We start from the raw sequence: 21435 nt of genomic DNA, 5'->3' as shown, positions 1-21435 counted from the left end.
ATTTTGTGTTTCTGTTAGGAGCCGCTCTGGCTCTGACGGGTTGCTCGCGCCCAAGTACCGTCCAGGAAATCCAGAACGAAGGGGTTCTCCACGTCATCACCCGGGTAGCGCCCTCCATGTACTTCGAGGGCCGCGAAGGGGCAACCGGTTATGACTACGAGCTTGCGAAACGGTTCGCGGACGAGCTCGGCGTCCAGCTCCAGGTGCGCATCGCAGACGACAACACGGAAATCCTTTCGGTATTGGAACGCAACTACGCCCACATCGGCATGGCAGGTGTGGCGCTGCAGCCAGACCTCAAAAACAGGTACCGGTCCATCCCCACCGGAATCCAGGCCCAATCCGTCGTGGTTTATAACCGGGACCTGGAACACCCCGAGTCCCTGGAATCGCTGGCCGGACAGACCCTCCACCTGGTTGCCGACAGCGATCACGAGCACCTTCTGGACTCGGCTGCGTCCGAGGCAGGAATTTCTTGGAAGGTTCACCCGGGACTCGACGCTTCCGGGGTCCTGGCAAGGGTTGAGAGTGGTGAATTCCCCTATGCCGTGGTGTCTTCCAACGAGCTCGAGCTTAACCAGGTTTTCTACCCGAATGTGAAGGAAGCCTTCGGCCTCGGAAAACCCAGGGAGCTGGTCTGGCTGTTTCCGAAAGAACAGGATGGCACGCTGGCCCAGGCCGCCGGTCAATTCTTCCAGCGCCTGAAGAACGACGGTGTACTGGCACAATTATCCGAGCGGTTTTACGGGCACCTGGACAGGTTGAACTATGTCGGCGCCCGGACCTTCATGTACCACCTGGAAAACCGCCTTCCGAAATACGAGAAGCTGTTCCGCGACTATGCCCGGGACTTCAATATGGATTGGCGACTGCTCGCGGCCATCGGTTACCAGGAATCTCACTGGCGGCCGAATGCGGTCTCGCCCACTGGTGTCCGCGGCCTGATGATGCTGACCCGTAATACGGCGAACTATGTCGGTATCAACAACCGCCTGGACGCTGAAGAGAGCATCCAGGGCGGGGCCAAATACTTCCAGATGGTGCACGACAAGATTCCGGAACGAATCCCCGAGCCGGACCGGACCTGGTTTGCCCTGGCCTCGTACAATGTCGGCTTCGGGCACCTGGAAGACGCCAGACGACTGACCGAGAGCGCCGGCAAGGATCCCGACCGCTGGATGGACGTGAAGGAATTCCTGCCGCTACTCGCCCAGAAAGAGTATTACACCAAGACGCGGTACGGTTTCGCCCGTGGCCAGGAACCTGTGATTTACGTGCAGAATATCCGTCGCTATTACGACGTACTGGCCAGGGTACTGGAGCCTGCAGCGCCGGCGAAACCGGAGCAACCACAGATTGTCGGCATCGAGCCTCAAGCAGGCTCCAAGTCCGGCAACAACGCGAAAAAACCGGCAACTTCCACGCTCAGGGCCAGCCTGCCCAAAGATCTGGGTCTGATTCCACCGACTCTCTGAGACTTGCGGGAGTCAGCCCTCCGGGAGTTCCCTGGCCTCCAGGGCCCGTTCAACCTGGGAAGCCGAGAACCCGCGGCGATTCAGGAATCTGGCCTGTCTCACCTTGGTATCCCAGTCGTCCTCCAGGTCTGACAGGCCGAACCGCCGCTCCCGCAGCCTGATGGCAATTGCACACCAGTCGTCGTCGGTCATGGCATCGAGGCATTCCGGCGTATGGTGAACGCCGCGTTGCTGCAGTTCGCCGAGGATTCTGAGCGGGCCGTAGCCGAGATCCATTCTCTGTCGGGCGTAGACATCGGCAAACCGGTGGTCATCAAGCCAGCCCTGTTCCTCGTATTCGTCCAGTACCTCCTCGATCAGGCCATTCCCGAAGCGGCGTTGCCTGAGCTTCAGGGCCAATTCCAGGCGGCTGTGTTCACGGCGGGCCAGCAATCGAAGTGCCGCCGCCCGTGCTTTGTATTCCTGATCGTCCTGATTTTCCTGTTTTGCCATTCAGACCCTTTCCGCGCATGCATCCAAAACGCTAGACTAGCCCCCGATTTCCAAAGCATAGCGCTAAGTCCTTCAAAACCCGAACGGTCCCTGCGCTATGCGTGTACCCGGCCCGAAAGGGCCGATGGCCGGTGACGGCACACTTTGCCGGACACCGAGGACTGGTTTCAATCCCAAAGGACACCTTCATGGCCGCATTCATCCAGAAACTGTTCAGATCCCGCAAGTCACCAGAGACGACCGGAAAAACCCGCAAGGAAGTGCCCGAACAGTCCCAGGTACCCCCGGAAGATTCGCGCGCCGACCAGCGGGAAAGCCAGCTCGGATTGCTTAAGGGTTCTCCCTCACAGGAGCAACTGGGAAAACTCGCCCTGGAGGGTGTGACCGCGGACATTCGCCTGTCCGCCGCCAAGGGCCTGACCGACCCGGATCAACTGCAAAAAGTCCAGAAGCAGGCCAAGGGACGGGACAAGGGTGTCTATCAGACCGTCAAGCAGGCGCTGCAGGCCCATCGTCAGGACATCGAGCGCCGGGAAAACGTTGCCCGCACCATTACCTCACTGATCAGTAATGCGCAGGAGCAGGCCCGCAGCGAGGATACCAAGCTTTTCCAGGCACGACTGGAGGCGCTGACCAATCAGTGGAAGGAACTGGAAAGCCAGGCGACCGCGGAGCAGGTGCAGCAATTCCTGGAAGCCACCCATCGTTGCCGCGAGCGCCTGCAGGAAATGGAGGCCGCCCGCGAGGAAGAGCAACGCCATGCGAACCAGTTCCGGCAGCGCGAAGACACCCTGGAACTGCTCACAAACACCCTGGAAGACCTCAAATCCCAGGCCAGTGATTCCCTGCCCTCACTGTCTTCCCTGGACGCGCTCCAGAAAACCCAGGAAAACCGCTGGCTCGAAGCCACCCGGGATACCGAGGTGTCCCGGCAGGAACAAAAAACCTACGAGTCAGCCATGCTGGCCCTCAGAAACTACCTGTCAGCCCTGCGCAGGATGACCCAGGAGCGTGAACGCATCAGCGAACTCACGGCCGCCCTGGACTCCGGTGAGACCATAACCCCTGAACAGCAGGATCAGGCCAAGACCCTTATCCGCGAGATCGACTGGCCCGAGGGGTTTCCGAAACCGGCGCTGCTTGAACCAGTGCGCAAAGTGGCCGGCAGGCGTACGGAAAAACCTGCCCAGAAAGAGGAACAGGGCGACCAGAAGGCTCGTGTCGATAACCTGAAAATCACCCTGGACAAGCTGGAGTCCGCTCTGGAGGCCAAGCAGTTCAGGGAATCCAAGCAACTCCTCAAGACCGCACAGAATCAGTTCCGGGACCTGGACCGGCGTTATGCCAAGCCACTCCAGGCCAGGATGCAGTTGCTCACCGGCCAGTTCCGGGAACTCAGCGACTGGCAGGGTTTTGCCACCGAGCCCAAGCAGATAGCCCTGTGCGAGCAGATGGAGTACCTCGCCGAGCAGCCCATGGAGCCGGAGGCGAAAGCCGAACGCATCAAGGAGCTGCAGAGCGAATGGCGTAAACTGGGCGGCTCCTCCGACCGGGCCCTCTGGACCCGATTCAAGAGTGCCTCCGATCGCGCCTTCGAACCCTGCAAAGCCTATTTCGAGGCGAAGTCGGGGCTCAAGCAGGCCAACCTGGAGAAACGCCAGGCCATTTGTGCCGAGCTGGAAACCTTTCTCGAGAACGCCGACTGGACCACGATCGATTGGAAAGGTGCCGAGCGGATTCACCAGACCGCCCGTCAGGAGTGGAAAGCCGCCTGGCCGGTGGAGTTTCGTGACAACCGCCCGGTGCAGAAACGGTTCGATGATCTGCTGAAGCGTCTGGAATCACCGCTCGACGAGGAGCGCCGGAAGAATGAAGGCCTGAAACAGACTATCGTTGAAAGAGCCGAGGCGCTGATAGAGCATGAACCGCTGCAGGAGGCGATGAACGAGGCCAAAGCGCTGCAGTCCGAATGGAAAGCCATCGGCATCACCCGCCACCGCGAGGACCGCAAACTCTGGCAAGCCTTCCGCAAAGCCTGTGACCAGATCTTTGCCCGTCGGGACGCCCAGCGCGATGCCCGCCAGCAGGCCACCGAAACCGCCGACCGGGAAGCCACCGAGCTTCTCACGCAGCTGGCCGGCGTCACCCCGGAGAGTTCCGCCGAGGCCCTTCGGGATGCGCTGACCAAGCTTCGGGAGGTTAGGGGCAACGCCCTCACCCAGGACATGAAGGACCGGGTCCAGGCAATCAGAGGTCAGTTCCAGCAGGCCCTGGACAACAGGCTTCTGCAGCAAAAGGTCAACCAGTGGCAGAAGCTGGTCAGCGCCCGTGGCAACGGGGGTGTGGCCCCGTCCGATCTTCCTGATCATTGGCAAACGTTGGCATCAAACCAGAGCGGGCTGTCAGACCGGGAACTGGTGATTCGTGCCGAAATACTGGCAGGTGCGGAGTCCCCGGCCGAAGACCAACAACGCCGGATGGAAATCCAGGTCCAGCGCCTGTCAGAGGGCATGGGCAACACCGAGCAAGCCGGTGACCGCCTCTCGGAGCTGGAGAAGCTGGTTGCCCAATGGTGTCTGCAACCGCCTGACGAAACCCCGGAGACCGCTCTCTCGGAACGGCTGAACAATGCCCTTTCCGGTGTTTCCGACCAATAAACGAACCCCGCGGCGCTGCTGACCCAGGATGTGCTGAGCAATTTCGCCAATGGGATTGGCAGCCCGCGTCATTACCCACCCTGCCCTGCAGGGGCTATGGTTAGTCGATTGATAACGATAATCCGACAAAACCATCAGAGGAAAGGTAATGACCACCGAGGCGTATATCTTTGACGCAGTCCGCACCCCCCGGGGCCGCGGCAAGAAAGACGGTTCGCTGCACAGCGTCAAACCCATCACCCTGCTGACCTCAATGCTCCGGTCCCTGCAGGAGCGCAACAGCCTCGACACCACCCAGGTGGATGACATTGTCATGGGTTGCGTCACTGCAGTCGGCGACCAGGGCGCCGACATCGCCAAGACCGCCGCTCTCGCGGCGGACTGGGACGAAAAAGTAGCAGGCGTTACCCTCAACCGTTTCTGTGCCTCGGGCCTTGAAGCCGTAAACCTGGCTGCCATGAAAGTCCGCTCCGGCTGGGAGGACCTCGTGGTCGCCGGCGGTGTGGAAGCCATGTCCCGCGTGCCCATGGGTTCCGACGGGGGTGCCTGGGCCTCTGACCCGGAAACCAACCTGCATACCGGCTTCATGCCCCAGGGCATCGGGGCCGACCTGATCGCCACCATTGAAGGCTTCAGCCGGGAAGATGTGGACGGATTTGCTGTCCGGTCCCAGCAGAAAGCGGCCAACGCCTGGGAAAAGGGCTATTTCAGTAAATCGATCATTCCCGTCACCGACCAGAACGGCGTGGTCATCCTGGACCGGGATGAGCATGTGCGTGGCAACACCAGCCTCGAATCCCTGGCCGGGCTCAAGCCTTCCTTCCAGATGATGGGCGAAATGGGCTTTGACGGCGTTGCCCGTGAAAAATACCACTACGTGGAGAAGATCAACCACGTCCACCACGCCGGAAACTCCTCCGGCATCGTGGACGGCGCAACCGCCATGCTCATCGGCAGCGAAGCCAAGGGCAAGGCCCTGGATCTGACGCCACGGGCCCGCATCGTCGCCACCGCGGTCACCAGTACCGACCCGACCATCATGCTGACCGGCCCTGCCCCGGCGGCCCGCAAGGCGCTGGAAAAAGCCGGCATGACCGCAGACCAGATTGACTTGTTTGAAGTGAACGAAGCCTTCGCCTCCGTGGTGATGCGCTTCCAGAGAGAACTCTCGGTTCCGGACGAGAAAGTGAACGTGAACGGGGGCGCCATCGCCATGGGCCACCCGCTGGGTGCAACCGGCGCCATCATCCTCGGCACCCTGCTGGATGAGCTGGAACGCCGCGAACTGCGCTATGGCCTCGCCACCCTCTGTGTCGGTGGCGGCATGGGCATTGCCACCATCATCGAGCGCGTTTGAACCCACGTTCCATTACAGGAGAACCGAACATGAGTGCCATCAAGTACGACCTGGGTTCAGACCAGATTCTGACCCTCACCATCGACATGCCAAACCAGTCCGCCAACACCATGAATGCCGACTTCCGCGCCGGCCTGTCCGAAACCGTCAGCCGGATAAAGGACGACCTTGAGAATATCCGCGGCATCATCATCACCTCGGCCAAGAAAACCTTCTTCGCCGGCGGCGATCTCAAGGAACTGCACAGCGTCACCCGGGACCAGGCCCAGGAATTCGAAGACATGGTCAATGGTCTGAAGGCCGACCTGCGCTTCCTGGAAACCACCGGCAAACCCGTAGTGGCGGCGATCAACGGTACGGCTCTCGGCGGCGGTCTGGAAATCGCTCTGGCCTGTCATCACCGCATTGCCCTGGATGACGACAGCATCCAGCTCGGCCTGCCGGAAGTCACCCTTGGCCTGTTGCCCGGTGGTGGCGGCACCCAGCGACTGCCCCGGATGATCGGCCTGGAAGCTGCTTTCCCCTTCCTCATGGAAGGCAAGAAGGTGAACCCGAAAGCCGCCCTCAACGCCGGCATCGTGGATGAACTGGTCAGCGCCCCGGAGGAATTGCTGAGCACTGCCCGGGCCTTCATCGAGGCACATCCAGAAAAACAGCAGCCCTGGGACCAGAAAGGCTTCAAGTTTCCCGGCGGTGCACCGCACCACCCGGCCATGGCCCAGAAGCTGGCCATTGCCCCGGCAATGCTCAAGCAGAAAACCAGGGGCTGTTACCCGGCGCCTGAACGCATCCTGTCGGCCGCCGTGGAAGGCGCGCAGGTGGATTTCGACAACGGCAGCCTGATCGAGACCCGGTACTTCACCGAGCTGGTGGTGGGCCAGGTCGCCAAGAACATGACCGGCACCTTCTGGTTCCAGCTCAACGCCATCAAGGCGGGCGGCAGCCGGCCGGACGGCGTTGACCGTGCCACCTTCAGCAAGGTGGGCGTGCTGGGCGCGGGCATGATGGGGGCAGGCATTGCCTATGCCACCGCCGTTCGTGGCGTCGACGTTGTGCTCAGGGATGTGTCCGTGGAAAACGCGGAGAAAGGCAAACGCTATTCAGAGCAGCTGCTGGACAAGAAAGTGAGCCGTGGCCGCATGACCGATGAGCAGAAAACCGCCATCCTGGACCGGATCAAGCCGACGGCTTCCGCCGATGATCTCGAGGGTTGCGACCTGATTATCGAGGCGGTGTTCGAAGACAGCGACCTGAAAGGCAAGGTAACCCGGGAATCGGAGCCGAAAATGGTAGCCAACGGGATCTTCGCCTCCAACACCTCCACCATTCCCATCACCCAGCTGGCCGAAGCGTCCGGCAAGCCCGATAACTTCATCGGCCTGCATTTCTTCTCCCCGGTGGACAAGATGCAGTTGGTGGAGATCATCGTGGGTGAAAAAACCTCCGATGACACCCTGGCCCGGGCCTTCGATTACGTCCAGCAGATCGGCAAGATCCCGATCGTGGTGAACGACAGCCGCGGCTTCTTCACCTCCCGGGTCTTCGGCACCTTCGTCAACGAAGGCATTGCCATGCTCGGCGAGGGTATCCATCCCTCCAGCATTGAAAACGCGGGGGTGCTCGCAGGCATGCCGGTGGGTCCGCTGGCAATTTCCGACGAAGTCAGCATGACCCTCATGCAGCACATCCGGGACCAGAGCAGAAAGGACACTGAAGCTACCGGCGGCACCTGGAACGCCCATCCCGCGGAGGCGATCATCGATGCGATGGTCAACGAGCATGGCCGCAAGGGTAAGGCGGCCGGCGCCGGCTTCTATGAGTATCCGGACAAGGGCAAGAAGTACCTCTGGCCGGAACTGGAGAACCTGTTCGTGGACCTGGACAAGGCCCGCGCCACCTCACTTCAGGACCTGAAGGACCGAATCCTGTTCATCCAGGCCATCGAGACGGTCCGCTGCCTGGAAGAAGGTGTGCTCAGAACCGTGGAGGATGCCAATATCGGCAGCATCTTCGGTATCGGCTATGCTCCCTGGACCGGCGGCGCCATCCAGTTCATCAACCAGTACGGCGTGCGCGCTTTCACCGAACGTGCCAAAGAGCTGGAATCTCAATTCGGCGAGCGTTTTGCGCCTCCGCGCATGCTCCTGGAGAAGGCCGAGACAAACACAGAGTTCGCCTGATCCCGCCCGGCCGGCGGGCATTTTGTCCGTCGGCCACCTTATCTGTCTCTTTGTCTCTCCCGTTACCAACCTGACCATTTCATGGACAGATTGTCACGAACCGATACTGCCTGCCTATGGCAACGGGGGTAGCGCTTGCCTACAATAAATTTATCGCTCACGGGTTCGATATCGCCGGAATGTGGCTATCGATTACCCAGCACCATCAGGTAAGGATTTATGACCATCGCGGAAACCATGTTGTCCCGTCGCCATCCGCTCACCGGCCGAGGAAAAGGCTTCTGCCGTGCCCTCGCCGTGGCCCTGCTGGTCTCGGCTCCGCTTGGGACCCAGGCAAAGCTGGACGAGAAAAAGGTCTACGAGCCGGTTGCTCCGACCATCGAACAGGCCCGGGCCAACATTCTGATCGCCCGCCAGCTGCAGTTCACCCACTTCCGCGACCTGGGCATCAGTGACGAGCTGTCCGGGGACATTTTCACCTCTTACCTGGAATACCTCGATGGGCAGAAGATCTACCTGACCCAGCAGGACATCAAGCGGTTTGACCGGGTGAAATCGCAGCTGGGCTCCGCCCTGAAAACCGGACAGCTGCAGCCGGGCTTCGATATCTACAACCTCGTCCAGCAACGCATTATCGAGCGCCTACAGTTCGCCCTGAAAACGCTCGATCAGGGGCTGGAAAACCTGGATTTTTCCGCCAATGAAACCATCCTGCTGGATCGTTCCGAGGCGGACTGGGAACCCGACCAGGCAGCTCTGGACGATCTCTGGATCAGGCGCATCAAGAACGCGGTGCTGGCCCAGCGGCTGAACGGCACCGAGGATGACAAGATCGAGGAAAACCTGCGCCAGCGCTATGAGGGCCAACTCAAGCGTGCCTACCAGGCCCGCAGCGAGGATGCCTTCCAGGCCTACATGAATGCCTTTACCGGCATGTGGGACCCGCACACTTCTTATTTCTCTCCCCGTACCTCCGAGAACTTCAACATCAACATGAGTCTCTCCCTCGAAGGTATCGGCGCGGTGCTGCAATCGGATAACGAGTTCACCAAGGTGGTTCGCCTGGTGCCCGGCGGGCCTGCCTCCAAGCAGGGCCAGCTGCAGCCGGCCGACCGCATTGTCGGCGTTGGCCAGGAGGGCGAGAAAACCGTTAACGTGATTGGCTGGCGCCTGGATGAGGTGGTGGACCTGATTCGCGGGCCCCGTGATTCCGTGGTGACCCTCGAGGTGATTCCCGCCAATGCATCGGATGAAACTGTCACCAAGACCATTGCCATCAAGCGCGACGAAGTGAAACTCGAGGAGCAAAGCGCCAGCAAGGACGTGATCGAGCTTGAGCGTGGCGGCCAGGACTACAAGGTGGGAGTGATCACCATCCCCACCTTCTACGCCGATTTCCAGGCCATGCAGGCGGGTGATCCGAACTACAAGAGCACTACCCGGGATGTGCGCAAGCTGATCGGGGAGCTGCAGAAAGAAGGCGTCGACGGCCTCGTGGTGGACCTGCGAAACAACGGCGGCGGCGCCCTGCACGAAGCGAACGACCTGGTGGGCCTGTTTATCGACAAGGGCCCCACGGTGCAGATCCGCAATGCCAACAACGATGTTCAGGTTCTCAACGACGAGGATCCCTCGGTTGCCTATGACGGTCCCCTGGTTGTACTGGTCAACCGCATGAGCGCCTCGGCATCCGAAATTTTCGCCGGTGCCATCCAGGATTATGGCCGCGGACTGGTCGTGGGTTCCCAGACCTTCGGCAAAGGCACCGTGCAGGCCGTTCGCCCGCTGAACCACGGTCAGCTGAAAATCACCCAGTCCAAGTTTTACCGGGTGTCCGGCGGCTCCACACAGCACAAGGGCGTGATTCCGGACATCGAGATCCCCTCCCGGATCGACAAGACCCGGATCGGTGAGGACGCCCTCGATCATGCCCTGCCTTGGGATCAGATCGAGGCGGTACCCCACACCCGTTACTTCGATTTCAGCGGGATCATCGGTGTGCTGCGCGAGCGCCACGAGACCCGGTTTGAAACCAGTCCGGAATTCAAACTGCTTCAGAGAGAAATCGAATTCCTCGAAAAACAAAGGCAGCTTGAGACCGTCAGCCTGAACTATGAGGAGCGCAAGGCCCAGTATGAGCAGATCGAGCGCACTCGCCTGACCATTGCCAATGCGCGCCGGGAGCTGCGCGGTGAAGAGCCTTTCGACTCCCTGGAAGCCCTGGATGACTGGCAGGACGCCCAGGCGGCCGATCTGGACACCACCGATGAGGAACTGGACTTCGTGATCCGTGAAGGCGGCCACATCATGGCGGATATGCTTGAACTGGATCAGCAGATGGCCTCCATCCTGCAGCGCCAGCACTTTGCGGTCCAGGCACCAGCCCAGTAACCAGCGGCCCCTTTTATGACCTCCAGGAAGGACGAGTCGAAATTCAGCCAGCAGAATGCGAGGGAAATCCGCGACATGCTGCTGGACGCACTCCACGCCATGAAATCAATGGAGAAAGTGGAGGCCATCGAGACCTCCGGAGCACCGGAAAAAGCTCCGGAGGGCCTGGTGGACCGCATCTACCAGCTCACCGGGTCCGCCCTTCGCTTTGGCGCGCGGGCCACCGACACCTCACTCCGGTTGGGCCGGGCCCTGATCAACTCCCAGGAACAACTACGGGCCATGCTGCTGGCGGGCCAGTCCCTGAAAGATATCCGGGAAGTCGCAGGGCTTACGCTGACGGAGATGAGCGAAGCGCTCAACCTCAGGGACAAATCGGTACTCGAGGCTATCGAGAATGGCACCGCCAGCCTCTCCTTCGAACTGATCCTCAGGCTGGCGGCGCTGATCGCCCGCAACGACCCTATTCCCTTCATCATGCGCACCACCCGGAACTACAACCCGGAAGTATGGAAGGTGCTGAACGATTGGGGTGTGGGCAGGCTGCCGCTGCAGTTTGAACGGGAGCGGGAATTCATCAACATCTTCCGCCGCCACGATGACGCCCGGAACCTGTCCGATGAAGGGTTCCGGCGGGTCCTGGAATTCACCCGCCAGAGCTTCGAGATGTCACTGCACTTCGTGGAGGAACAGGAACTGGAAGTCCGTAGACTGAAAGCCCACTACGAGGGCAAAGACGACACCTCAACCAAATAAGGCCCGCATCCCGGTGATATTGGGATTGTGGACGATACCTTTCTCGGTGACGATGGCATCGATCAGGCCAGCCGGCGTCACATCAAACACCGGATTGAAGACCTGCACGCCCGGCGGCGCAAGCGGAATGCCCCGGATCTCTCGTACTTCGGTTCCGTCCCGCTCCTCGATAGGAATGTCGCGGCCGGAGGCCAGGGACATATCCACGGTGCTGGAGGGCGCCACCACCATGAATCCCACCTTGTGGTGGCGGGCCAGTACCGCGAGGCTGTAGGTACCGATCTTGTTGGCGACGTCACCGTTGGCGGTAATGCGGTCTGCACCTACCACGATCCATTGAACCTTGCCGCTGGCCAGGATGGCAGCGGCTGCACCGTCGGCATTGAGAGTCACCGGAATGCCGTCCCGGGACAATTCCCAGGCAGTCAGCCGGCTGCCCTGAAGCCAGGGCCGGGTTTCATCGGCGTAAACGCGCCTCAGCAGCTTTTCCTCGTGTAGCCGTCGGATGACGCCCAGAGCAGTGCCATAGCCTCCGGTGGCCAGGGCCCCGGTATTGCAATGGGTCAACACCGATATCGGCTTTTCCGGGTTCATAAATCTCAGGGCATGATCAGCCATGGCGAAATTGGCTTCCAGGTCTTCCTCGTGGATGCTTTGGGCCTCTGCGGCCAGGCGTTTTACCGCCTCATCCAGGGAATGGCACTTGTGGAACACCCTCTCCATCCGCTGTAACGCCCAGAACAGGTTCACGGCCGTCGGCCGGGATTCCGCCAGCTCGCGGATGGCCTGCAGGATCTCTGCCTTCCAGTCTCCGCCACCGGCGTGACGGGCCGCCAGGGCAACGCCGTAGGCAGCACTGATACCGATTGCCGGCGCACCCCGGACCACCATATCCCGGATACACTGGGCAACGCCGGAAGCGCCTTCCGAAGTAATCCAATGCTCCTCGGTAGGCAGCAGCCGCTGATCCAGTAACTCCAGGGAGTGCCCGTGCCAGCGCATGGCCACGGTCCCGATGTTGCGCTCATCCGGACGGGATTCATTCGCCATAAATGTGCTCCGTGTCAGTCCTTCAAAAGCCCGCAGTATAGCGGCGATAGCCGGGGAAGCACCCCGAAAAATTCGCCTCTGTGTTCAGAGTTGGTGCCAACCCGCGCATTAAACAAGCCCCCGGGTAGTCCTTGCCGCAGCCACTGGTTATACTTTCGGGCTACATTTCATTCCGGAGCGCACTGGCTGCGCCCAACGCTGTAAGGCAGGTCAATGACAGCAGAAACCATCACCACCGCGGCCGATATCCGAATCAATGCCAGATGGGTGATCCCCATCGAACCCGCCGGCGTCATCCTGGAGAATCACGCCATCATCCTCCAGGGCTCGCGGATCCTTGCCCTGCTTCCACAGGGCGAGGCGGACCGGGACTACCGGGCCAGGGAAACCATCGACCTGCCCGATCACGTGGTCATGCCCGGCCTGATTAACATGCACGGCCACGCCGCCATGTCCCTGTTCCGGGGGATGGCCGACGACCTGCCCCTGATGACCTGGCTGAACGACCATATCTGGCCGGCGGAGCACCAGTTTATCGGCGAACAGTTCATTGCCGACGGCACCCAGCTGGCTATGGCCGAGATGCTGCGCACCGGCACCACCACCTTCTCGGATATGTACTTCTTTCCGGAGCTGGTCGCCCAGGCTGCTCACGATGTCGGCATGCGGGCTCAGGTGTGCTTTCCCCTGATCGACTTTCCCACGGCCTGGGGTTCAGGACCGGAGGAATATCTGAGAAAAGGGGCCGACCTGATCGAGGTTTGGAAGGATGACGAATACATTACCCCCGCCATCGGCCCCCATGCGCCCTACACTGTTTCCGATGGGCCGCTGGACGATGCCCTCGCCCTCTCGGAAGCAACCGGTGCAAGGATTCAGATTCACCTGCACGAGACCGCGTTCGAAGTAACAGATGCTGTCGAAAAGTTCGGCCAGCGACCAGCAGCGCGTATCGAAGAGAAAGGCCTGCTGGGCCCCCGCACCCAGTGCGTGCACATGACCCAGATTGATGATTCCGACATCGAACGGCTGACCACCAGCGGCGCCCATGTGATTCACTGCCCCGAATCCAATCTGAAGCTCGCCAGCGGTTTCTGCCCGGTGCAGAAACTCATGGACCACGGCATCAATGTCGCCATCGGCACCGACGGCGCGGCCAGCAACAACGACCTGGATCTGTTCGGCGAACTCCGCAGCGCCGCCATGGTCGCCAAGGCGGTCGCCGGCGATGCCGCAGCCCTGTCCGCGCACCAGGCGCTGGCCATGGCCACCATCAATGGCGCCCGGGCCCTGGGCCGCGAACACGACCTGGGATCCCTGGTGCCCGGCAAACTGGCGGACATCATTGCCATCGATCTGAGTGACCCGTTCCTGCAGCCGGTCTACGATCCGGCGTCCCATCTGGTGTACAGCAACCACGCCCGGGCAGTAAGCCATAGCTGGATTCACGGCGTACCTCAGTTACAGGAAGGCAAGCTGACCCGGATCGATGTGGCCGACCTCATGCTAAGGGTCAATGACTGGCGTGACTGTATCCGGCAATATCAGGCCCAATAACCGAATTCAGACGTTTTCCAGGCAGAGACCAACATGACCAATCAGAACGTAGACCGGAATGAAATTGCCAAATTCGAGGCACTGGCCAGTCGCTGGTGGGATCCCTCCAGCGAGTTCAAGCCGCTGCACGACATCAACCCGCTGCGGCTGAACTACATCGACGAGCGGGTCTCCCTGGCCGGCAAGAAGGTGCTCGACGTGGGTTGCGGCGGCGGCCTGCTATCCGAAGGCATGGCCCAGCGAGGGGCCCACGTGACCGGGATCGACATGGGCGAAGCGCCCCTGTCCGTGGCGAAGCTCCACGGCCTGGAAAGCGGCATCAAGGTGGACTACCGGCAGACCACGGTCGAAGACCTGGCACGTGACGCGGACCAGGCCGGCCAGTACGACGTGGTCACCTGCCTGGAGATGCTCGAACACGTGCCCGACCCGGCCTCGGTGATACGGGCCTGCGCTGCCATGCTCAAACCCGGCGGGCATCTGTTCGTATCCACCATCAACCGGAACCCTAAGTCTTTCCTGTTCGCCATCGTCGGTGCCGAGTATGTGCTGAACATGCTGCCCAAGGGCACCCACGAGTGGAAGAAATTCATACGCCCGTCGGAAATGTCCGATCACCTGCGCCACGCCGGCCTGGAAGTGCAGGAACTGACCGGCATGACCTACAACCCGATCACCAAGGCCTACAAACTTGGCCGGGACGTGGACGTGAATTACCTCATGCATGCCAGGGATGCCCGTGACGACTGATCCGAAACCTTCCGTGGTGCTGTTCGATCTGGACGGCACCCTGATCGATACCGCGCCGGATTTCATCCGTTGCCTGAACCAGTTGCGGGAACAGCATGGCCTGGCGCCGCTGCCACCGGAACAGATCCGGCGCTCCGTTTCCAATGGCGCCCGGGCCATGATCCGGGTGGGATTCGGCCTGGAACCGGAACACCCGGATTACACGGAAAAGCACACCGCCTTCCTCGACCTCTATAAGGCCGGCGTCGCCGTCGAGACCGCCCTGTTCGAGGGGATGGATGAACTCCTGCGGGGCCTCGAAGAGCGGGACATTCCCTGGGGCATTGTCACCAACAAGCCGGTACGCTTTGCCGCTCCCCTGGTGGAGGCCCTTGGTCTGGCCCAGCGCTGTGCCGCGGTGGTGTGCCCGGACCATGTCGCCCAGCGCAAACCCCATCCGGAAGCCCTGTTCCTGGCCTGCACTCAAATCGGGGCACAGCCGGAGACCGCTATTTACGTGGGCGACCATGAGCGGGATATCGAGGCAGGTCGTAACGCCGGTATGCGGACCATTGCGGTACGCTATGGTTACATCGAGGAGCCGGAGACGGTTGATTTATGGCAAGCCGACCTCATAGCCGATACCGTCAGCGATCTGGTAAAGCTGTTACAATAGCGCCTCAAATGAATCCGTATCCGGCATCCAGACCGGCAACAACCTGAAACGGAGACAGGTTATGCAAGATTACCAAGCACCAGCCGATCTTCTGCAGGACCGCATCGTGATGGTGACAGGTGCCGGCAGCGGAATCGGACGTGCCGCCGCCAAGGCCTATGCCGCCCATGGCGCCACAGTGATCCTGGTGGGTCGTACCGTATCGAAGCTTGAGAAAGTCTACGACGAGATCGAGGCCGCCGGACATCCCAAGCCGGCTATCGTCCCGATGAATTTCGAGGGCGCGGCAGTGAAGGATTACGAAGAGCTGGCGATGACCATCGAAGACAACTTCGGCCGGCTGGATGGCCTGCTGCATAACGCTGCCATCCTCGGTAACCGCAGCCCGGTCGAGTTGTATGATCCCGAGATGTGGAACAAGGTGATGCATGTGAATGCCACCGCACCGTTCCTGCTCAGCCGTGCCATGATTCCTCTCCTGCGCCAGTCCGATAGCGCTTCGGTGATTTTCACCTCCTCCGGCGTGGGTCGGAAGGCCAAGGCCTATTGGGGTGCCTATGCGGTTTCCAAGTTCGCCGTTGAGGGACTGAGTCAGTTGCTGGCCGATGAACTGGACGACGAGCGGCACAACATCCGCGTCAACAGCCTGAATCCGGGCGCCACCCGGACCAATATGCGCGCCAAAGCCTATCCTGCGGAAAACCCGCAGCAGAACCCGGCGCCGGAAGACCTGATGCCCATCTACCTGTACCTGATGGGCAAGGACAGCCAGGGCGTCAACGGCCAACAACTGGACGCGCAGCCCAAGAAATAATGGAACTGTACTTTTACACCACATCCCAGTGCCACCTGTGCGAACTGGCAGAAGCCCTGCTGGTGAACACGCCCATGCCGGAACCGATTCCGGTGGACGTGGTGGACATTGCCCAGTCTGAAGAGCTGGTTGAGCGTTACGGCACCCGCATCCCGGTGCTGCGCCGTAACGACACCGGTGCGGAGCTGGACTGGCCGTTTACCAGGGACCAGTTACTGACCTTTCTGCAATGAGGATTTCCTGACATGTTGATGGTTATCTCCCCTGCCAAGACGCTGGACTACGAGAGCCCGCTGGCAACGGAAAGCTACACCCAGCCGGACTTTCTGGACGATGCCTGCGAACTGATTGACCAGCTCAAGGAACTGGAGCCGCACCAGATCAGTAACCTGATGAGCATCAGCGACAAGCTGGGCCAGCTCAACGCCGAGCGCTTCCGGGCCTGGCACACGCCGTTCACACCGGAGAATGCCCGCCAGGCGGTGCTGGCGTTCAAGGGTGACGTGTATACCGGCCTGGACGCCGAGAGCTTCAGCGAGGAAGACTTTGCCTTTGCCCAGGAACACCTGCGCATGCTCTCCGGCCTGTATGGCATCCTCCGGCCGCTGGACCTGATGCAGCCCTACCGGCTGGAGATGGGCACCAGGTTCGAAAACAAACGTGGCAAGGATCTCTATGCCTTCTGGGGCAACAAGATCACCGACGAGATCAACCGCCTGCTGGCCGAGGATGACGGCGTACTGGTGAACCTGGCCTCCAACGAGTACTTCAAGAGCGTGAAGAAGAAAGATCTCGATGGCCGGCTGGTTACGCCCCAGTTCAAGGACTGGAAAAACGGCCAGTACAAGATGATCAGTTTCTACGCCAAGAAAGCCCGGGGCCTGATGTGCCGCTATGCGATCCAGAACCGCATCACCCAGGCCGACGACCTCAAGGGTTTCAACCTCGAAGGCTACTATTTCAGCGAAGACCAGTCCGACAAGAACAACTGGGTTTTCCTGCGCGACGAACAGTAATTCAGTTGTTATCGGAGTAATCAATGAACGAAGCAGTCTTTTCCCAGATCGCCATGCTGGTGTTTCTGACCGGCCTGATTATCTGGATGGGTTTCATCGTCTGGGATCTCGCCAAGAAATCCCAGGCCGGCAAGTTTGGTACCATTGCCCTGTTTACCGTCCTGGGAGCCGGCGTGGTCGGCTTTATCGTCAAGACGGTGCTGGTCGAGATCATGCAGATATAGCGTGATACCCGTCACTTTACGGCCACCGCCCGGTGGCCGTATCATCCTTCCCCCCTTTTCGAACCATCACCGATTCAAACCAAGAGCAAGGACCGAACCTGATGTGGTTTCGTAACGCCCGCGTATTCCGTTTTACCAAGCCGTTCGATATCTCCCCTGAGGAGCTGGAAGAGAAGCTGGAGGCCGATGCCTTCAAACCCTGCGGCCCCCAGGAAACCAGCCGGCAGGGTTGGGTGGCGCCGCTGGGCAAGCATGGCGAGCAACTGGTGCACAGCGCCAACGGCTACCACCTGATTTCCCTGCGAAAGGAAGAGAAAATCCTGCCCGGGCCAGTGGTGAAGGAAGCCGTAGAGGAACGGGCCGAGGCCATAGAAATTGAACAGGGCCGCAAGGTGCGTCGCAAGGAAAAGGACGAAATAAAGGAACAGGTGATGCTGGAAATGCTGCCCCAGGCCTTTTCCAAGAACCGGCGCTGCTACGCCTACCTGGCACCCCAGGACGGCGTTCTGGTGGTGGATGCCGGTTCTGCCAAACAGGCGGAAGATCTGGCTTCGACCCTGCGCAAGAGTCTGGGTTCCCTCCCGGTCCGGCCGCCCGCCGTGGAGCAGTCGCCCGCCTTCACCTTTACCGGCTGGCTGAACGAAACCATCGACCTGCCCGCCAGCATTGCCCTGGGTAGCGAGTGTGAACTGAAGGATCCCTCCGAGGACGGCGGCGTGGTGCGCTGCAAGGGCCTGGACCTGAAAGCCGACGAAATCCGCAACCACCTGGAAGCCGGCATGCAGGTCACCAAGCTGGCCGTGACCTGGGATGAGAACGTCTCTTTCGTGCTGGACGAGGAACTGGGCATCCGCCGCCTGAAATTCGGCGAGACCCTGCAGGAGCAGCTGGATGACGTTGACGCCGATGATGCCGTGGCCAAGTTTGACGCCGCCTTCAGCCTGATGACGCTGGAGTTGTCCCGGATGATTCCGGGGCTGCTGGAAGCCCTCGGGGGCGAGGATCGCTCGGCGATTGTCGAAGAGTGAAAATGGGGTGAGACTTAAAAATGGGGCCAGACTTGAAAATGGGGTCAGATGAAAGCTTTCATCAGACCCCTGTGCTGGGCGCTGACTTCGGCACAGGGGTCTGAAGAACTCGTTCTTCTGACCCCATCCTGGCGGCCCCACCCGCGGCCGGTCAGAGATGCGCCCCGCGCTTCTTCAGCCTCTCCTTCTGCCAATCCTTCTCCGGCTCATTCAGCACCAGCCGCAGATCCATCACCTCTTCCTCGGTGTTGTACTTGATCTCAAAACCGAGATGCTCCGCCAGCTGCAACATCGGCCTGTTATCCGGCAGCACGTTGCCGATCATTTCCACGGTGCCCCGGGCGCGGCAGTAATCGATCATCTTCTGCATCAGGGCCACGCCCAGGCCTTCGCCTTTCATCTTGTCATCCACCATCACCGCAAACTCGCAGCGCAGGTTGTCGGCGTCGGTCCAGGTGCGCACGGTGCCGAGGGTTTCCTCGCCTTCGCCGTCCTCCCGGGGCGCGTTGGCGATGAACACCATTTCCCGGTCGTAGTCGATCTGCACCATCTGGGCCACGTCTTCCCGGGAGAAGTGCTTGCGGTACTGGAAGAACCGGTAGCGGATGGATTCCGGTGACTGGTGCTCGTGAAACTCCCGGTGTGCCGGCTCGTCTTCCGCCAGCACCGGCCGGATGATCACCCGGCGGCCGGACTTGGGCAGTACAATCCACTCCTCCAGCTCACGGGGATAGGGCTGGATAATCGGCCTGGTCGGCGCGTCATCCAGGTTTATGGCAATGTTGACCGCCACTGCCCCGCTCTCGTTGAACAACAGCGGCGAGATCTCCAGCCCCTTGATCTCGGGAATATCGATCACGATCTGAGACAGGGTCACCAGGGTTTCGGACACCGCCCGGATGTCCTCCTCCGGCTTGAGGCTATGCTCCTTCAGGAGCTTGTACATGTAGGTGCGCCGCAGCAGCTCCCGGGCCAGCACCATGTTAAGCGGCGGCAGTGCAATTTGCCGGTCGGTCATCACATTGATCTGGGCGCCCGAGGCCCCGCACACCACCAGCGGCCCGAACTCGGAATCCCGGGTAATGCCTACGCTGAATTCCACGCCGCCCACATGCTGGTAGGATCGCTGGACCGCAAACCCCAGGAATCCACTGTTCGGGAAATGCTCCTGGTATTCCTCCATCAGGAAGCGGCAGGAGTCCATGATCGCCGCCTCGCTGTTGAGCTTCTTCACCGTGCCCTTGTAACGGCGCTGGGTCGGGCTCAGGTCGAGAAACGGGTGGCAGGCCTGCTCGTGCACAATGGTGATATCCACCGGCCGACGCTCCACCGCGAAGGCTTCCAGCACCTCCTCGATGTCGTCGCAGTAGATGGTGTCGATAGTATTGATGCCGTAATCCCGGATTACGTCCCGGGCTTCCCGGTTGGAGAGATGCATCCGCCCTGAACGCAGGGCGTTGGCCACCAGCCGACGGGGCCGGTTCCGGTCGGCAAAATGGTCGGTAAAGGACTCAGGCGTCTCTGTCAGCAGGCGCTGCACGCGCTGGTGCCGGACATGCTGCATGAACGCCATCACCGCCTTCTCCGGGTTGAAGAAGGATGGAAGCCCTGCCCGGTAGAATTCCTCCCGCGCTTCCATCACCGTGCTCTGGCCCAGCCAGCAGGTGAAAACGTTCAGACGCGTCCCCTTGGAGGCCTGCACCACCGCATCGGCGATCTGCAGGCTGTCCTCGGTCAGACTGGGCGCATACATGACCAGCACATTGGCCACCTCAGGATCCTTGGCCAGGATCTTGATAGCCTGGGCGTAGAGTTCAGGAGAGGCGTCGTAGTTCAGGTCGATGGGGTTCTTGCGGGTCCAGTACGGTGGCAGCAATTCGGCCAGGGATTCAATGCTCTGTTCCGACAACTCCGCCAGCTCGCCGCCCAGGTCTGCCAGCCGGTCCACCGCCAGCACCCCGGGGCCAACGCCGTTGGCCATGATCGCCAGGGACTCGCGGCGTAACGGCCGCATGCGGGTCAGGGTTTCCAGGGCATCGAACATCTGCCCCAGGCCATCCACCCGCAACACACCGGCCCGCTGCAGCATGGCATCGTAGATCGGGTCACTGCGTTTCAGGCCGGCAGGCAATTCATGATGGAACCATTCCGACTCTGGCACCCGCCCGGACTTCACCGCAATCACCGGCTTGGTGCGCGACGCCACCCTCACCGCCGACATGAAACGCCGGGGGTTGGGCACGTTCTCGATGTGCAGCAGGATGGCGCGGGTCTGGGTGTCCTGGGCCAGGTAATCGATCAGGTCATCGTGATCGATGTCCATGCCATCACCCAGGGTCAGGAAGTAGGAAAACCCCACACCCCGGGCAAACGCCCAGTCCAGCACCGAGCTCGCGATGGTGCCGCTCTGCCCCACAAAGGCCACCCTCCCCGGAATGGCACCCATGTGGGCATAGGTGGCGTTCAGACTACGAGCTGGCACCATCAGGCCGATGGTGTTCGGCCCCAGTACGCGGATGCCGGTCTCCTTGGCAGCCTCTCGCACGGAATACATCAGCGGCTGCCCGGTCTTGCTGTGGGTCCGGGACATGCCACCGGTCATCACGATGGCAGTACGCACTCCGGCCTCGCCCAGGCGCTTGATGGTTTTTGCGACGGTATCGGGCGGGGTACAGATAATGGCCAGGTCCGGGGAGAAGTCCATCTTCGCCACCTTGGGCACACACGGCACGCCGTGGACGTTCTCGTAGCCACTCTGGTTGATCACCAGCAGTTTTTCCGTGGGGTAGCCGCCACCGAGAAGGTTCCGCAGGACCATACCCCCGAGGTTGTCGGCGCGCTCGGAGGCACCGATCACGACGATGGAGCTGGGGTTGAAAAGACTTTCCAGGTAACGGGTGCTCAAGGCGGTCTCCTCAGACCAGCCCCCGCCGGGCCGGTTCAGGTGATAACGTCAATAAAACAGGTTACTTATCTGTGTACACCTTATCTTAGGCCTTCCGGTATTGATGTAAAACGGCTATCAGCCCTATA

General features: G+C 60.8%; 17 protein-coding genes. 14 read left to right on the top strand and 3 right to left on the bottom strand.

All coding sequences use genetic code 11. The features are described from left to right. The first annotated feature begins 5 nt into the window (after positions 1 to 5). Positions 6 to 1475, top strand: coding sequence for a membrane-bound lytic murein transglycosylase MltF (mltF, locus tag DET50_RS16170; protein ID WP_113863790.1), 1470 nt, complete (start codon positions 6 to 8; stop codon positions 1473 to 1475). Between the two features lie 12 nt (positions 1476 to 1487). Here mltF and DET50_RS16165 read toward each other — a convergent pair whose 3' ends face one another. After that, positions 1488 to 1967 (bottom strand): regulatory protein RecX, encoded by a 480-nt coding sequence (locus DET50_RS16165; protein ID WP_113863780.1) that lies wholly within the window; start codon positions 1965 to 1967, stop codon positions 1488 to 1490. Between the two features lie 188 nt (positions 1968 to 2155). Between DET50_RS16165 and DET50_RS16160 the strand changes: the two genes are divergently transcribed. From DET50_RS16160 to DET50_RS16140, 5 genes are all read left to right on the top strand, one after another. Then, positions 2156 to 4624: a DUF349 domain-containing protein gene (locus DET50_RS16160; protein WP_113863779.1), complete on the top strand. Its 2469-nt coding sequence runs from the start codon at positions 2156 to 2158 to the stop codon at positions 4622 to 4624. 148 nt (positions 4625 to 4772) lie between these two features. Then, positions 4773 to 5981 (top strand): acetyl-CoA C-acetyltransferase, encoded by a 1209-nt coding sequence (locus DET50_RS16155; protein ID WP_113863778.1) that lies wholly within the window; start codon positions 4773 to 4775, stop codon positions 5979 to 5981. A gap of 29 nt (positions 5982 to 6010) precedes the next feature. Beyond that, the gene (locus DET50_RS16150) at positions 6011 to 8161 is read left to right on the top strand and encodes a 3-hydroxyacyl-CoA dehydrogenase NAD-binding domain-containing protein (protein WP_113863777.1); all 2151 of its coding nucleotides are present in this window, start codon (positions 6011 to 6013) and stop codon (positions 8159 to 8161) included. A 219-nt stretch (positions 8162 to 8380) separates the two neighbouring features. Then, positions 8381 to 10552, top strand: coding sequence for a carboxy terminal-processing peptidase (locus DET50_RS16145; protein WP_113863776.1), 2172 nt, complete (start codon positions 8381 to 8383; stop codon positions 10550 to 10552). Positions 10553 to 10567: 15 nt separating this feature from the next. Continuing rightward, positions 10568 to 11308: a helix-turn-helix domain-containing protein gene (locus DET50_RS16140; RefSeq protein WP_113863775.1), complete on the top strand. Its 741-nt coding sequence runs from the start codon at positions 10568 to 10570 to the stop codon at positions 11306 to 11308. Here the strand turns inward: DET50_RS16140 and mtnA are convergent. Continuing rightward, complete coding sequence (mtnA, locus tag DET50_RS16135) at positions 11297 to 12358, bottom strand: S-methyl-5-thioribose-1-phosphate isomerase (RefSeq protein WP_113863774.1); 1062 nt, start codon at positions 12356 to 12358, stop codon at positions 11297 to 11299. The genes DET50_RS16140 and mtnA overlap by 12 nt on opposite strands. A gap of 213 nt (positions 12359 to 12571) precedes the next feature. On the opposite strand from mtnA, the gene DET50_RS16130 reads away from it, so the two are divergent. The 8 genes from DET50_RS16130 to rdgC all read left to right on the top strand — a co-directional run bounded on the left by DET50_RS16130 (position 12572) and on the right by rdgC (position 18402). Continuing rightward, positions 12572 to 13915, top strand: coding sequence for a TRZ/ATZ family hydrolase (locus tag DET50_RS16130; RefSeq protein WP_113863773.1), 1344 nt, complete (start codon positions 12572 to 12574; stop codon positions 13913 to 13915). Between the two features lie 33 nt (positions 13916 to 13948). Further along, complete coding sequence (ubiG, locus tag DET50_RS16125) at positions 13949 to 14665, top strand: bifunctional 2-polyprenyl-6-hydroxyphenol methylase/3-demethylubiquinol 3-O-methyltransferase UbiG (protein WP_113863772.1); 717 nt, start codon at positions 13949 to 13951, stop codon at positions 14663 to 14665. Further along, positions 14655 to 15320 (top strand): HAD family hydrolase, encoded by a 666-nt coding sequence (locus DET50_RS16120; protein WP_258546151.1) that lies wholly within the window; start codon positions 14655 to 14657, stop codon positions 15318 to 15320. Before ubiG ends, DET50_RS16120 begins: the two co-directional genes overlap by 11 nt. 61 nt (positions 15321 to 15381) lie before the next feature. Continuing rightward, positions 15382 to 16134 carry a YciK family oxidoreductase gene (locus tag DET50_RS16115; RefSeq protein WP_113863770.1) on the top strand — a complete coding sequence of 251 codons (753 nt, stop codon included), beginning with the start codon at positions 15382 to 15384 and terminating at the stop codon, positions 16132 to 16134. After that, positions 16134 to 16367, top strand: a complete 234-nt coding sequence (locus DET50_RS16110) for a glutaredoxin family protein (protein ID WP_113863769.1) — start codon at positions 16134 to 16136, stop codon at positions 16365 to 16367. The genes DET50_RS16115 and DET50_RS16110 overlap by 1 nt, the downstream gene beginning before the upstream one ends. 12 nt (positions 16368 to 16379) lie before the next feature. Beyond that, on the top strand, positions 16380 to 17150 hold the full coding sequence (gene yaaA, locus DET50_RS16105) for a peroxide stress protein YaaA (RefSeq protein WP_113863768.1): 771 nt from the start codon (positions 16380 to 16382) through the stop codon (positions 17148 to 17150). A gap of 23 nt (positions 17151 to 17173) precedes the next feature. After that, positions 17174 to 17374: a DUF2788 domain-containing protein gene (locus tag DET50_RS16100; protein ID WP_113863767.1), complete on the top strand. Its 201-nt coding sequence runs from the start codon at positions 17174 to 17176 to the stop codon at positions 17372 to 17374. A 101-nt stretch (positions 17375 to 17475) separates the two neighbouring features. Beyond that, on the top strand, positions 17476 to 18402 hold the full coding sequence (rdgC, locus tag DET50_RS16095; protein ID WP_113863766.1) for a recombination-associated protein RdgC: 927 nt from the start codon (positions 17476 to 17478) through the stop codon (positions 18400 to 18402). A 151-nt stretch (positions 18403 to 18553) separates the two neighbouring features. Here the strand turns inward: rdgC and DET50_RS16090 are convergent, their stop codons facing one another. Then, on the bottom strand, positions 18554 to 21307 hold the full coding sequence (locus DET50_RS16090) for a bifunctional acetate--CoA ligase family protein/GNAT family N-acetyltransferase (RefSeq protein ID WP_113863765.1): 2754 nt from the start codon (positions 21305 to 21307) through the stop codon (positions 18554 to 18556). Positions 21308 to 21435: the final 128 nt, after the last annotated feature.

Source organism: Marinobacter pelagius, assembly GCF_003315345.1.
Taxonomy (GTDB): domain Bacteria; phylum Pseudomonadota; class Gammaproteobacteria; order Pseudomonadales; family Oleiphilaceae; genus Marinobacter; species Marinobacter pelagius_A.
The sequence above is the reverse complement of the archived record's forward strand: the minus strand, read 5'-3'. Positions and strand labels throughout refer to the sequence as shown.

What these genes read in the sequence shown, in the direction of transcription:
- DET50_RS16110 (WP_113863769.1), top strand. Translation starts at nt 16,134, where the DNA reads ATGGAACTGTACTTTTACACCACATCCCAGTGCCACCTGTGCGAACTG.
- yaaA (WP_113863768.1), top strand. Translation starts at nt 16,380, where the DNA reads ATGTTGATGGTTATCTCCCCTGCCAAGACGCTGGACTACGAGAGCCCG.
- mtnA (WP_113863774.1), bottom strand. Translation starts at nt 12,358, where the DNA reads ATGGCGAATGAATCCCGTCCGGATGAGCGCAACATCGGGACCGTGGCC.
- DET50_RS16165 (WP_113863780.1), bottom strand. Translation starts at nt 1,967, where the DNA reads ATGGCAAAACAGGAAAATCAGGACGATCAGGAATACAAAGCACGGGCG.
- DET50_RS16145 (WP_113863776.1), top strand. Translation starts at nt 8,381, where the DNA reads ATGACCATCGCGGAAACCATGTTGTCCCGTCGCCATCCGCTCACCGGC.
- rdgC (WP_113863766.1), top strand. Translation starts at nt 17,476, where the DNA reads ATGTGGTTTCGTAACGCCCGCGTATTCCGTTTTACCAAGCCGTTCGAT.
- DET50_RS16130 (WP_113863773.1), top strand. Translation starts at nt 12,572, where the DNA reads ATGACAGCAGAAACCATCACCACCGCGGCCGATATCCGAATCAATGCC.
- DET50_RS16115 (WP_113863770.1), top strand. Translation starts at nt 15,382, where the DNA reads ATGCAAGATTACCAAGCACCAGCCGATCTTCTGCAGGACCGCATCGTG.
- ubiG (WP_113863772.1), top strand. Translation starts at nt 13,949, where the DNA reads ATGACCAATCAGAACGTAGACCGGAATGAAATTGCCAAATTCGAGGCA.
- DET50_RS16155 (WP_113863778.1), top strand. Translation starts at nt 4,773, where the DNA reads ATGACCACCGAGGCGTATATCTTTGACGCAGTCCGCACCCCCCGGGGC.
- DET50_RS16150 (WP_113863777.1), top strand. Translation starts at nt 6,011, where the DNA reads ATGAGTGCCATCAAGTACGACCTGGGTTCAGACCAGATTCTGACCCTC.
- DET50_RS16140 (WP_113863775.1), top strand. Translation starts at nt 10,568, where the DNA reads ATGACCTCCAGGAAGGACGAGTCGAAATTCAGCCAGCAGAATGCGAGG.
- DET50_RS16100 (WP_113863767.1), top strand. Translation starts at nt 17,174, where the DNA reads ATGAACGAAGCAGTCTTTTCCCAGATCGCCATGCTGGTGTTTCTGACC.
- DET50_RS16160 (WP_113863779.1), top strand. Translation starts at nt 2,156, where the DNA reads ATGGCCGCATTCATCCAGAAACTGTTCAGATCCCGCAAGTCACCAGAG.